A 13157-nucleotide genomic window follows, 5' to 3' on the forward strand; every position below is an offset into this window, starting at 1 on the left:
ATTATTTATTCATAAGTCTTATATATTTTTCAATCGCCATCGTCATTGATGGAGTTTCTTTGCTTGGCGCCATCACATCAACTCTTAAACCTGCATCTTTCGCAGCAAGTTCTGTCGTAGGTCCAAAAACGGCAATCTTAGTCTCTTTCTGTTCGAACTTATCGAAGTTTTTTGCTAAAGACCTGATTCCCTGTGGGCTGAAGAACACAAGCATATCATATTCATCAACATTGATGTCGCTCAGGTCGCTGCATACTGTTCTGTACATGGTTGCTCTGGTCCACTCAATAGGCGCGGAATCCAAAACTTTAACAATATCTGGACTTAAAACATCGGAAGCAGGCAGCAAATATTTTTCTGAAGGAAATTTCTTGAAAAGCGGAAGCAAATCTGCAAAGGTTTTCTCACCAAAAGAAATTTTTCTTTTTCTGTAAACAATGTGTTTCTGCAGGTAATTGGCAATCGCTTCAGACTGGCAGATATATCGCATAGAATCCGGCACTGCGAAACGCATTTCTTCCGCAAGTCGGAAATAATGATCCACTGCGTTTTTGCTTGTGAAAATAATTCCTGTGTATTGAGCAAGATCAATTTTTTGCGCTCTAAGCTCCTTAGCATCAACACCTTCAACATGAATAAACGGCCTGAAATCGATCTTTATTTTTTCTTTTTTAGCCATCTCTAGATAAGGAGAAGATTCATTGGGTGCAGGTTGAGACACCAGTATAGATTTAATTTTCATCATCAAATTATTAAAAAAACAACAGTTTCAAAAGTACCAAAACAGGTACTATTTGGAGGGTGCAAATATACAAAAATTTATAATACCATTTCTCGGGCAGGATGTTGTTCCGGTGGAACATATAGAATAACAGTTTGAATAGGAAGGCAATAACGAACAATACGACGTAAATATCAAACATCACAAATCTGTCGAACAGATAAAAATAATGCACCACGCAACCCATGATGACTAAAACCGACAGACAGAAATAAAACTTTGAGGCAGTAAAATAAAAAATATCCCATTTTTTAACAGCACCCGTTCCGGCAAAGAACAGATAGGTCAAAATATTTTTCACAAAGTAAAATCCTGAAATACTCAGAAATGTAAATCCAAATTTATTCAGTTCATAGCCTAAAATATGAATGTCAGATACTTTTTTTGGTACCACAGGTATACTCTGGGAAACAAATACCGAAGAAACAAGAGTATAAACAAGACTGATAATGATCCAACTCAGGAAGTTATTGGTGGAATCTGCATATTTTTCAAGCAGAAACTCCGTGACCGAAGAATCTCTCCTCAAAGAAAGAAGCATGAAGATATAGAGGAAAATGCAGCATACAATAATGATGATTACCCAATCATTTTGCTGAACAATTCTGGTCAATTTGTATTTTTTTTGCAAAAATAAGCATATTAAAGCAAAGTCAAGCGGCGATTTCGCGGTAATTATATCAGAAGTATTACTCAAAATAACATCAAAAAATTAATGCGGGAAAAGTTTATCTTTGCAAATTAATCTGCAGGATGAAGAAACTCGTCATTATCCCGACTTACAACGAAAAAGAGAATATAGAAAATATCATTTCCGCAGTCTTCGGGCTGAAGGAGGATTTTCATGTTCTTATTGTGGATGATTCTTCACCCGACGGTACAGCCGAAATCGTAAAGAATCTTCAGAAATTTCACCCTCATGCACTTCATTTAAGTGTCCGGAAGACAAAAGACGGACTGGGAAAAGCTTACATCCATGGTTTTAAGTGGGCGCTTCAGAATAATTACGACTACATTTTTGAAATGGATGCTGATTTCTCGCACAACCCGAAAGATCTCAACCGACTTTACAAGGCGTGCCTAAAAAACGACATGAGCATCGGTTCCAGATATTCTAAAGGGGTAAACGTAGTGAATTGGCCTATGGGGCGTGTTCTGCTCTCTTACTTTGCGTCTAAATATGTACGGTTTATTTTAGGAATTCCGGTTCACGACACTACTGCCGGTTTCGTGTGTTTTTCAAGAAAAGTACTTGAAGAAATCGGTTTAGACGATATTAAGCTGAAAGGTTACGGATTTCAGATCGAGATGAAATTCCGTGCATTTAAAAAAGGTTTCAGAATTGTTGAAGTTCCCATCATTTTCACGAACAGAGAACTGGGCGAAAGTAAAATGAACGGCGGCATTATTCACGAAGCCGTTTTCGGCGTTTTAAACCTGAAATGGAAATCAATCATCGGGAAATTATGAAAAAACTGTGGTTACTCTTTTTTTCGTTTTTGATGATGGCCTGTTCCGAACTGATCGATCCGCCAAAGAAACTTATCTCAAAAGATGATATGTCCGAGATTATTGCAGATTTTGCACTGAATGACCAGTTCAATAATTTTCTGCCGCAATCTGATCTCGAAAATGCAACACGGCTTGTTCTGAAGAATAAAAAGGTAAAAGCCAAGGATTTTACCGAGAGTTATAAATATTATATCGCTACAGGAGATTTGGAAGATATTCTGAATAACGCACAAAAAATTATCGTCGCAAAAGATCCTTCGGCAAAAGATTATATTGATAAAAAATTAAAAGAAAACCAGAACGTACCTGCGTTTGCAAGATAAAATTATGTCCTTATTTTTCGAAATCAACAACACCACTACCGGTAAAGCACGTGCCGGAACAATAACTACAGACCACGGAACCATACAGACCCCGATTTTTATGCCGGTAGGAACAGTGGCTTCCGTAAAAACAGTTCATCAGCGCGAACTGCGCGATGACATAAAAGCCCAGATCATCCTGGGAAACACGTATCACCTTAATTTACGCCCGAAAACGGATATCATGCAGGCCGCCGGTGGTTTACATAAATTCATGAACTGGGAGCTGCCGATTCTTACAGATTCTGGCGGATATCAGGTATTTTCGCTGTCTAAGTCAAGAAAACTTACTGAAGAAGGAGTAAAATTCAAATCACATATCGACGGTAGCGCACACTTTATTTCGCCGGAAAAATCAATGGAAATCCAGCGGCAGATCGGGGCGGATATTTTCATGGCGTTTGATGAATGCACACCTTACCCGTGCGAATACAACTTAGCCAAAGATTCAATGGAGATGACGCACCGCTGGCTGAAAAGATGTATTAACTGGACAGAAGAAAACCCTGAAATCTACGGTCACAGACAAAGACTTTTCCCTATTGTGCAGGGTTCTACCTATTCCGATTTACGAAAAGCTTCCGCAGAATTCATTTCGGAACAGAATGCCGAAGGAAACGCAATTGGTGGACTTTCTGTGGGTGAACCTGAAGAGGAAATGTACCGCATTACTGATGAAGTGACTGATGTTTTGCCAAAAGACAAACCACGCTATCTGATGGGCGTAGGAACACCGTGGAATATTCTGGAATCTATTGGACTCGGAATTGATATGATGGATTGTGTAATGCCGACCCGAAATGCAAGAAACGCCATGCTCTTCACCTGGAAAGGCGTGATGAACATGAAAAACGAAAAATGGAAAGACGATTTTTCACCTTTGGATGAATTTGGAACGAGTTATGTTGATTCCGCTTACTCCAAAGCATATGTGCGTCATTTATTTGTGGCAAAAGAATATCTTTCAAAACAAATTGCGTCGGTTCATAATCTGGCATTTTACTTAGATTTGGTAAGAGTTGCACGTGAACATATCATCGCCGGAGATTTTTACGAATGGAAAAATTCTGTGATTCCGATCTTGAAACAGCGACTTTAAAAAAACGGTTAACTTCATGAAAATCATCGATCTGTATATCATCAAAAAATACCTCGGGACTTTTGGGTTCATGTTGGGGCTTTTGACGATTATTGTACTCATCATCGATGTCCAGGCGAAAGCACCCCGAATTGAATCAAACGGATTTACGGTCGGGGAATTCCTGGTAGATTTTTACCCTTACTGGATTATCAACCTCGTGATTACCTTTATGTCAATTCTGGTATTTATTTCGGTGATTTTCTTCACTTCGCGAATTGCCAACAATACAGAAATTGTAGCAATCATCAGTTCAGGAGCAAGTTTTCACCGTTTTGCGAGGCCTTATTTAATAACATCCGGTTTCATTGCCGTCATTGCACTTTTAATAAACCATTTCGTTCTTCCGCTTGCGAACATCAAGAAAAATGAACTGGAACCCTACACTTATAACGCTAAAAGCAGAGAAGAATTCACTGGAAATGCTGAGATTTCAACCCAACTTTCCAAAACTGAATACATTTTCATTAAAAGCTACAACAAAAAGGAAAAACGTGGCTCAGGTTTCGTTTACCAGAAACTGGATAAAAACAGAAAATTAATTTATCAGTTAATCGCAAATGAATTTTATTGGGTAAAGGAGAAAAAACACTTTATTCTCACGAGTTACCTGGAAAAGACAATCAACAGCGACCAAACAGAAAAATTAGGAAACGGAGATTCCATGACTAAAAGTTTTGGTCATCCCCCTGAAGAACTTTTTCCCGATGTGCTTCTCGGCCAGAACAAAACCACGCCTGAACTCATTAAATTCATTGACCGGGAGAAAGAGAAAGGAAATGCCAATCTCAACAGCTATCTCAATGAACTTTACCAGCGTACTTCGATGCCGCTTTCTGTCATTATTCTGACTTTTCTTGGGCTATCACTATCCTCACAGAAAAAACGTGGCGGCCTTGGTGTAAACCTTGCCATCGGTATTGCCTTGGCATTTGTTTTTGTTTTTTCGTTCGAAGTTTTGAAAGTGGTTTCGGAAAACAAAACCCTAACTCCGCTTCTTGCGATGTGGCTGCCGAACCTGGTATTCGGTCCCGTAGCGCTATACCTCTATTTTAAAAGAGCGAATCAGTAAAGAAGTTCAATTTCTTTATTATAGAACTTTTTCAACCCATCATTTTGCAGATCGATCCACAAATAGCCGTTTTCATCTACTGTTTTTATAATGCCATTTTGTCTTAAGCCATTAAGTTCAAAAACAGAGACCCTATCTTTTCTGAATAGTTTTTGATTGATACGGCCGAATAGCTCTTCATTTGAAATTGGCTTTTTAAAATGCTCTGTTAAATATCCGAAAAGCAGATGAGCAACTTCATCTGGATTTAATCGTAAGCCAGTCTGGGTAAGGATTGACCCGGCTTTCGGCAATTGCTCAAAATCTTCCTGAATGATATTCAGGCCAATTCCGATGATAAAATATGGCGTTCCGGAAACGCTTTTTTTCTCTGTAAGAATTCCCGAAACCTTTTTATTATTGATGATAATGTCATTCGGCCACTTAACATTAACGTACGTTTTTGTCATATTGGCAAGAAAATCAGCCATCAAAAGGGCGGTACGGAAATTGAATAAATGAAGGTGTGTTGCATATTGCTCTGCAGAAAGCGCAATGGTGAAAGCTAAATTAAGATTTTCGTTGCATTGCCACGAATTCCCATACTGGCCTTTTCCGTGCGTTTGATTGAAAGTATAAACCGCCTGAGTTTTTTCTTTTGAAGCATCAAGAAAGTTTAGGATTTCATCGTTGGTGGAGTTGCATTCTTTTAAGAAAATTAAGGCAGGCATTTATGAAAACTTTAAGAGTTAGAACGGGGTAAAGGTGACCCAAATTAAATAAAAAAACAATAAATTTGCAGATTATACAAAAATTTTAATGAATATAATTACAGAAAAACAGTTGCTTACCGACAAAATCGTAGAAGCAATACAAGATACAAAGGGCGAGGACATTATGGTTTTTGACCTTTCAACCATCGAAAATTCAGTTGCGCAAACTTTTATTATCTGCACCGGAAACTCTAATACGCAGGTTTCTGCAATCTCGGGAAATATTCAGAAGAAGGTAAGAAATGAACTTCAGGACAGGCCTTGGCATGTGGAAGGAACAGAAAATTCGCTTTGGGTTCTGCTTGACTACGTTTCCGTTGTGGTTCACGTTTTCCAGAGAGAAACCAGAGAATACTATGATATCGAAGAGCTTTGGGGCGATGCGAAAATCACCAAAATAGAAAATTAATTTATACTTTGACGGAATACCATTTTCGTCAAAATTTTTATGAAAAAAGATATGAATAAAAATAAAGGATTTAACTGGTTTTTTCCGATTGTAATTACTGCGGTGCTGCTCATTTTCTTTACGAATATGAACAGCGACTCCAATTCAAACGCTTTGGATGAAGAGGGATTCTATCAGTTATTACAGCAGGGGAAAATTCAGAATGTTTTAATTTATAAAGACACGGAAAAAGCAGACGTCTTCCTGACGAAAGCTGCTAAAACAGAATTGGCAAACAAGCAGGTGTCGAAGGAAAAAAGTCCGTTTTCGGCTTTTGACTTCGCTCCACAGCCAGATTACAGCTTAAGTTTCGGTGATTTACAGCTCTTCCTCGAAAAATTCGATAAAATTAAACAGGATAATCCTGCACTGGCGACTAAAAAAGACTATGGAATCGGAAAAAACCCAATGACAGAACTGCTTTTCACAGCATTATTTTGGATTGGAATCATGGCCTTATTCTATTTCGTAATCTTCCGCAAAATGATGGGCGGAGGCGGCGGCGGCGGAGGCGGCCAAATCTTTTCCATCGGAAAATCCAAAGCAAAGCTCTTTGACGAAAAAGATAAAATTCAGGTTTCATTTAAAGATGTAGCAGGTCTTGAAGGTGCTAAAGAGGAAGTTCAGGAAGTTGTAGACTTTTTGAAGAACTCAGACAAATACACTAAGTTAGGCGGTAAAATTCCAAAAGGCGTATTATTGGTCGGCCCTCCGGGAACCGGTAAAACCTTATTGGCAAAAGCTGTCGCAGGTGAAGCCAAAGTTCCGTTCTTCTCTCTCTCAGGATCAGACTTTGTGGAAATGTTTGTTGGAGTTGGTGCATCCAGAGTTCGTGACTTATTCGCACAGGCAAAAGCAAAATCTCCGGCAATTATTTTTATCGATGAAATTGATGCGATTGGTAGAGCAAGAGGAAAAGGAAATTTCACAGGCGGCAACGACGAACGCGAAAACACACTGAATCAGCTTCTTACAGAAATGGACGGTTTTGGTACCGACACCAACGTAATCATTATGGCTGCGACCAACAGAGCTGACATCCTTGATAAAGCTTTGATGAGAGCCGGCCGATTCGACCGATCCATTTATGTAGACTTACCCGAACTTCACGAACGTAGAGAAATCTTCGATGTTCACCTGGCAAAAATTAAACTTGAGCCGAATATCGACCGGGATTTCCTGGCAAAACAGACTCCTGGATTCAGCGGTGCTGATATTGCGAACCTTTGTAACGAAGCAGCCTTAATTGCAGCAAGAAATGATCACGAAACCGTTACCAAACAGGATTTCCTAGATGCAATCGATAGAATCATCGGCGGACTCGAAAAGAAAAACAAAGCAATTAAACCTTCAGAAAAACGCAGAGTTGCTTACCATGAGGCGGGTCACGCGACCATTTCATGGCTGGTAGAACACGCCGCTCCACTTCTTAAAGTTACCATTGTCCCAAGAGGAAGATCTCTAGGAGCCGCATGGTATCTTCCGGAAGAAAGACAGTTGACTACGACTGAACAGATGCACGATGAACTTTGTGCTACATTAGGAGGAAGAGCTGCGGAACAGGCTGTTTTCGGCAATATTTCCACGGGCGCACTTTCTGACCTGGAGAGAGTTACTAAGCAGGCTCAGGCCATGGTTACCATTTATGGTCTTAACGAAAAAGTTGGGAATATTTCCTACTACGACAGTTCAGGCCAGTCTGAATACAATTTCGGTAAACCTTATTCAGAGCAGACTGCGAAAATGATTGATGAAGAAATCTCTAAAATTATTGAAACGCAATATCAACGGGCTTTAACGATATTAACCGAAAACAGGGATAAATTGGACGCATTGGCTGCTAAATTGCTTGAAAAAGAAGTTATTTTCCGGGAAGATTTAGAGGAAGTTTTCGGTCAGCGAGCATGGGATCCAGAGTTAACCGAACACCCGGTCTCAACTACCCATTCAACAGAAAGTGAAACTCCTGAAACTGTTCAGGCACCCGAATCTAATACTCAACTATAAAAAAAATCCTGATAATTGCCTTCTTAGGTGTATTATCAGGATTTTTTTATTAAATTTATTCCCTGAACAAATATTTTCTATTTTTGTTTTAACATTTGCATAACCAATAGAAATTGAGCCTTTTCAAAAAAATTGTCGGAAAAATTCTAAATCAACCTGAGGACGATGAAAATCAGGATTTGATTAAACTTGGAGATCAGTTGAAAAACGCTGACCTCGATTACAAGTTTGCACAGCTTTTTACCCACTCCGGCGGATTTTTTAATTATTGTGCTGATGAGGCTGAAGCCCTGCAGACACTCAATCACATCATCAAGATCGAAGACATTAAATCAGTATTTTGCTGGGATTATGATTTGAAAAACTTTCTCGATGTGGTAAAGGTTCCTTACACTACAGAATTGGAACTTTTCAACGACTGTGCATTTATTACCTGCGAATATTTAATTGCTTACGACGGCAGAATTATGCTCTCGCATAATAATATCCTGCATTATCATTCTTCCAGACTTCCGCAGAAGATTATTGTAATGGCGAATGTATCACAGATTGTCACTAATCTGAACGATGCTATGGGTAAGATAAAACGCAACGGCAATATTCGCAATCTAACCTCGATCAGCGGCGGAAATTCAAAATTAGACACCCCGAACAAGGACAATACAAAACTTTTCTTACTTTTGCTCGAAGATTAATTTCTTTGAGTTTTTTAATTTCAAAGTTTAGTCTTCTTAACTCATAATCACTCAATCTTGGATAAAAATCTAGTTCAACGTATTTTCGGGGGCTTGCTTTATGGCTTAATTGTTATTCTCTGTACGACACCACTGGGCGCAGAGCTTATCAATAAAATATCGCCGGGACTCATTCAGCAGCACAATCTTTATTATGGTTTAATTACCCTCTTCCTTTTTTTGGGCGCCTGGGAATGTGTGAAAATTATGAAATTCAACCATAAAAGCTGGGAAAAGTGGGTTGTTTTTCCGATTATAGTTTTTGTATTCTATAGGTTTTCTAAAAGATATTTTCAGCACGGATTTTATTACGATTTCAATTTATCTGAAATCTTAGCGCTTTCGCTTATTCTTATTGCAGTCATTACTTTATTCAAATTTTCCAAAGAATTATATTACGATAACGGAAAGTTGATCTTCACTGTTATTTATACTGCACTTCCATTCGGTTTCGCATTGGGATTACCGAAATTTTCTGCGGTAAATGAAACTTTTACTTTAGAGGTTTTCTTTCTGTTTGCCCTCATCTGGAGCAGCGACAGTTTTGCCTTCTTCACTGGGAAATTTTTCGGAAAACATAAGATGGCGCCCAAAATTTCACCAAAGAAAACCTGGGAAGGTTTTGCGGGCGGGGTTCTGCTGACTTTGGTGGTTGCTTTTTTCATTGAAAGGCTTCACCCGGATCTCCGCGGGAATTGGATTGTTGTCGGATTTCTGGTTTCGGTATTTGCACCGTTTGGAGATTTAGTAGAAAGCCAACTGAAAAGAACTTTCGGGGTTAAAGATTCCGGAAATGTGATTCCGGGACACGGCGGAATTTTAGACCGTCTAGACAGTTTTATTATCTGCGCACCTGTCGTATATTTGTACTTTATTTTAGAAAAATTTATATAATCCCCCATGAAATTACATAAAGAATCAAAAGGAACTATTATTGTTGCGAGCATCGTTTTCGCATTGGCCGCATTTCTGTCGGTTTATTACCTGCGGGAATGGTCGCTGCTGATTATTGTTCCTATTCTCGTTATTTATGGCCTTGTATTCTGGTTTTTCAGAGTTCCAAACCGCGACATTCAGGATCACAAGGAAAATGTAATTGCACCGGTTGACGGAAAAGTAGTGATGATTAAAGAGGTTGAAGAAGATGAATTCATCAAGGGAAAGGCCATTCAGGTTTCCATCTTTATGTCGCCGCTTAATGTACACATCTGCAGATATCCGGTTTCCGGTAAAGTAATTTATAAAAAATACCATCCCGGGAAATATCTTGTTGCCTGGCACGAAAAGTCTTCCACCGAAAATGAAAGAACAACTGTTGCTGTCGAAAGTCTTACCCACCATCAAGTAGTTTTCCGGCAGATTGCAGGTTATGTAGCCCGAAGAATTGTTTTCTATTGTAATGAAGGTGATACTGCAAAGGCGGGCCATGAGTTCGGATTTATTAAGTTCGGTTCCCGAATGGATGTATTTTTGCCGCTGGACACTGAAATCACCTGTAAAATTGGTGATAAAACCAAAGGTGGAATTGATGTGATCGCCAAAATGCAAGCGTAAAACCTTCGCCTTAAAATAAAATACAGGAGCCGGGATTTTTCAGTCTTGGCTTTTTTTGTTATTTTTAAAAACACCAAAAATATTTACCAATGAGGATTTTGTCACTTATCTGTATTATCTTGATTTCAATGTTAACTTCCTGCTCGGATTCTGAAAAGGAAAAACAACTTCAAGAAAGAGAAAACAGCCTTATTGCAAAAGAAAAGGATTTCGCAGCAAAAGAAAGTGAATACCAAAATCTTCTTGCAATGCGGGACAGCATCATAAAAGAGACTGACTCTGTCGTCATCAATACACTGCCTGCCGATATATTGGGAAAATGGAACGGCAAGATGATCTGTACCGAATCTAATTGTGCTGAGCACGCAATTGGTGACCAGAGAAATGATATCTGGGAATTTTCTGAAAACGGCAAAACAGTACTGGCAAAAGTTACTGACCGATCCGGAAACCTGAAAGTCTACAGCGGAAATTACAGCGGCTCAGAACTCAACCTTAATTCGAATGAAGATTCTACAGCGACAAGAAAAACAGAAATCAACCTGATATGGAATAAACTCCAAATAAATAATCTGAAAGGAACCCGCAAGGTTACGGCAAATAACAACTGTGTCGCGAAATTTACGCTCGAGTTAGAAAAAGCAAAAAAATAAGTTATGATTACGGTTCTAAGTATTGCCAATCTCTCCTTACCACTCGAAGACCCCGTTCTGAAGTTTCTGGTTGTCCTGATTATCATCTTATCCGCGCCAATTCTTCTGAACAAAATAAAAGTTCCGCATCTTCTCGGGTTAATTATCGCCGGTGCAATAATTGGTCCCAATGGTTTCAACGTGCTTTCACGCGACAGCAGCATCGTAGTTACGGGAACTACCGGACTTCTTTACATAATGTTTCTGGCCGGACTCGAAATTGATCTCGCTGAATTCAAGAAAAACAAATGGAAGAGCATCACTTTCGGGCTATACACTTTCGCTATTCCTTTTGTTATCGGTATTCTGAGTGCGCACTTTCTTTTTAATTTCACTTGGCTTACTTCCATCGTATTTGCCAGTATATTTTCATCGCATACCCTTATTTCCTATCCTATTGTCAGTAAGCTTGGTATCTCTAAAACGCTGCCGGTCAATATTACGGTAGGCGGAACAATGATTACTGATATTCTTGCGCTACTGGTACTCGCGGTTTGTGTGGGAATTACACAAGGCGAAGTAAATGCAGCTTTCTGGACCAAGCTTTCAGTTTCTATGGTATTGTTCAGTGCAGTGGTGTTATTCGGTTTCCCCATCGTTGGGAGGTGGTTCTTCAAGAAAGTAAATGATCATATTTCGCAGTATATTTTTGTATTGGTAATGATTTATCTGGCAGCACTTCTGGCAGAACTGGCCGGTGTGGAAGCGATTATCGGTGCATTTTTCGCAGGTCTGGCACTCAACAGGCTGATTCCTCATACCTCTGCATTAATGAACCGCGTAGAATTTGTCGGCAACGCTATTTTTATCCCGTTTTTCCTGATCAGTGTCGGGATGCTGATTGATTTTAAAATCTTTTTCAAAGACAGCAAAACTATAGAAGTAGCAGTTTTAATGACGGTAATTGCGGTCATCGCCAAATATCTGGCTGCGGTCGCCACTCAGAAAACCTTCAGACTTACGAAAGAACAGGGCGGAATTATTTTTGGATTGAGTGCAGCTCATGCCGCAGCAACATTAGCAATCGTGATGGTTGGATATAATATCATCATTGGGGAAACCGAAGCCGGCCAACCCATCCGTCTTCTCGATGAGAGTGTTTTGAACGGCAGTATTCTACTGATTTTGGTATCCTGTACCGTTTCATCTTTTGTCACTCAGAAGAATGCGCAGAAACTTGTAAAATCGGAGAATGAAAATCCGATTACTGATAACAATCCTGAAGAAGAAAATATTTTACTGGCGGTAAACCATCCGGTTACCGTGGAACCGATGACCAATCTTGCGCTCTTACTGAAATCCAAAAGCAATAAAGAAAACATTTACGCATTAAACATTATTAACGAAGAAAAAAACGAATCTTCCAGAAAAAATGCAGAAAAGCTTTTGAATCAGGCACAGCATATCGGTGCAGCAGCAGACGTGAAAATTACGCCACTTACGAGATATGATGCCGATATCATTAAAGGGGTAAGTAACGAAATCAAGGTATACCAGATAACTGACCTGATGATTGGAATAGATCCTGACAAAGGCTTCTCGCCAAGTTTCGTCTATAACCTTTATAGTGGCTACCTCAATAATTTTTCGGTAAATCTGTTGGTTTATCACGCCTCGCAACCTGTCAGCACGATACAGAAGTATTTTGTAATCCTGCCGGAGAATGCTCATTTAGAAGCCGGATTCTTCCATTCTTTGCTGAAAGTATGGAATATTGCTAGAAATTCAGGCTCGAAAATTGAATTTTACGGAAATGAGAAAACCATAAAAGTCATTGAAAAAATAAGGAAGAAAGTTAATATCGATGCGTCGTTTATCATCTTCAATGATTGGAATGAGATGCGTAAGATTTTCGAAAAGATGAAGGAAAACGATGCGCTTATCCTGTTTATGGCCAACCGCGAAATGGTGTCATTCCTGCCACAAATGCAGCAGGTTCCGAAATATCTCAATGATCATTTCAGATACCGCAACTATCTCTTGATTTTCCCGTCCCGCAAAAACGAAACAGAGTTCGAAAAGCAAACGCGCGATATAGCCAATGCCGATGATTTTGTAGAAATAGGAAACATCGTCGGTAGAATATTTAAATAAAAAAAGACTCA

General features: G+C 39.3%; 14 protein-coding genes. 11 read left to right on the forward strand and 3 right to left on the reverse strand.

Annotated features, from left to right (window positions below; translation table 11 throughout):
• Nucleotide 1: 1 nt before the first annotated feature.
• Together KTV93_RS06195 and KTV93_RS06200 are read right to left on the reverse strand one after the other, a co-directional pair.
• On the reverse strand, nucleotides 2-742 hold the full coding sequence (locus KTV93_RS06195; protein WP_218250503.1) for a uroporphyrinogen-III synthase: 741 nt from the start codon (nucleotides 740-742) through the stop codon (nucleotides 2-4).
• Nucleotides 743-752: 10 nt separating this feature from the next.
• The gene (locus KTV93_RS06200) at nucleotides 753-1394 is read right to left on the reverse strand and encodes a DUF4271 domain-containing protein (RefSeq protein ID WP_230259218.1); all 642 of its coding nucleotides are present in this window, start codon (nucleotides 1392-1394) and stop codon (nucleotides 753-755) included.
• A 140-nt stretch (nucleotides 1395-1534) separates the two neighbouring features.
• On the opposite strand from KTV93_RS06200, the gene KTV93_RS06205 reads away from it, so the two are divergent.
• From KTV93_RS06205 to KTV93_RS06220, 4 genes are read left to right on the forward strand one after another with little or no spacing between them, the layout of a single operon-like run.
• Nucleotides 1535-2251: a polyprenol monophosphomannose synthase gene (locus tag KTV93_RS06205; RefSeq protein ID WP_218250431.1), complete on the forward strand. Its 717-nt coding sequence runs from the start codon at nucleotides 1535-1537 to the stop codon at nucleotides 2249-2251.
• Nucleotides 2248-2616: a DUF4296 domain-containing protein gene (locus KTV93_RS06210; protein ID WP_218250432.1), complete on the forward strand. Its 369-nt coding sequence runs from the start codon at nucleotides 2248-2250 to the stop codon at nucleotides 2614-2616. The genes KTV93_RS06205 and KTV93_RS06210 overlap by 4 nt, the downstream gene beginning before the upstream one ends.
• A 4-nt stretch (nucleotides 2617-2620) precedes the next feature.
• Nucleotides 2621-3754, forward strand: coding sequence for a tRNA guanosine(34) transglycosylase Tgt (tgt, locus tag KTV93_RS06215; RefSeq protein WP_218250433.1), 1134 nt, complete (start codon nucleotides 2621-2623; stop codon nucleotides 3752-3754).
• A 16-nt stretch (nucleotides 3755-3770) separates the two neighbouring features.
• Complete coding sequence (locus KTV93_RS06220; RefSeq protein ID WP_218250434.1) at nucleotides 3771-4865, forward strand: LptF/LptG family permease; 1095 nt, start codon at nucleotides 3771-3773, stop codon at nucleotides 4863-4865.
• Here the strand turns inward: KTV93_RS06220 and KTV93_RS06225 are convergent.
• Nucleotides 4859-5575 carry a biotin--[acetyl-CoA-carboxylase] ligase gene (locus tag KTV93_RS06225; RefSeq protein WP_218250435.1) on the reverse strand — a complete coding sequence of 239 codons (717 nt, stop codon included), beginning with the start codon at nucleotides 5573-5575 and terminating at the stop codon, nucleotides 4859-4861. The genes KTV93_RS06220 and KTV93_RS06225 overlap by 7 nt on opposite strands.
• Before the next feature lie 88 nt (nucleotides 5576-5663).
• Here KTV93_RS06225 and rsfS point away from each other — a divergent pair, with 88 nt between their 5' ends.
• The 7 genes from rsfS (at nucleotide 5664) to KTV93_RS06260 (ending at nucleotide 13146) form a co-directional block, all read left to right on the forward strand.
• A complete protein-coding gene (rsfS, locus tag KTV93_RS06230) occupies nucleotides 5664-6026 on the forward strand; it encodes a ribosome silencing factor (protein ID WP_218250436.1) in 363 nt (120 codons plus the stop codon).
• A gap of 39 nt (nucleotides 6027-6065) precedes the next feature.
• The gene (gene ftsH, locus KTV93_RS06235; protein WP_425256095.1) at nucleotides 6066-8072 is read left to right on the forward strand and encodes an ATP-dependent zinc metalloprotease FtsH; all 2007 of its coding nucleotides are present in this window, start codon (nucleotides 6066-6068) and stop codon (nucleotides 8070-8072) included.
• Nucleotides 8073-8185: 113 nt separating this feature from the next.
• Nucleotides 8186-8767 carry an LUD domain-containing protein gene (locus KTV93_RS06240; protein ID WP_218250437.1) on the forward strand — a complete coding sequence of 194 codons (582 nt, stop codon included), beginning with the start codon at nucleotides 8186-8188 and terminating at the stop codon, nucleotides 8765-8767.
• A gap of 57 nt (nucleotides 8768-8824) precedes the next feature.
• Nucleotides 8825-9700, forward strand: a complete 876-nt coding sequence (locus KTV93_RS06245) for a phosphatidate cytidylyltransferase (RefSeq protein ID WP_218250438.1) — start codon at nucleotides 8825-8827, stop codon at nucleotides 9698-9700.
• A 6-nt stretch (nucleotides 9701-9706) separates the two neighbouring features.
• Nucleotides 9707-10360, forward strand: a complete 654-nt coding sequence (locus tag KTV93_RS06250; RefSeq protein ID WP_218250439.1) for a phosphatidylserine decarboxylase family protein — start codon at nucleotides 9707-9709, stop codon at nucleotides 10358-10360.
• Between the two features lie 89 nt (nucleotides 10361-10449).
• Nucleotides 10450-11013, forward strand: coding sequence for a hypothetical protein (locus KTV93_RS06255; protein WP_218250440.1), 564 nt, complete (start codon nucleotides 10450-10452; stop codon nucleotides 11011-11013).
• Between the two features lie 3 nt (nucleotides 11014-11016).
• Nucleotides 11017-13146, forward strand: coding sequence for a cation:proton antiporter (locus KTV93_RS06260; protein WP_218250441.1), 2130 nt, complete (start codon nucleotides 11017-11019; stop codon nucleotides 13144-13146).
• Nucleotides 13147-13157 lie beyond the last annotated feature (11 nt).

Origin of the sequence: Kaistella faecalis (assembly GCF_019195395.1) — a bacterium.
In the GTDB taxonomy this organism is placed as follows: Bacteria; Bacteroidota; Bacteroidia; order Flavobacteriales; family Weeksellaceae; genus Kaistella; species Kaistella faecalis.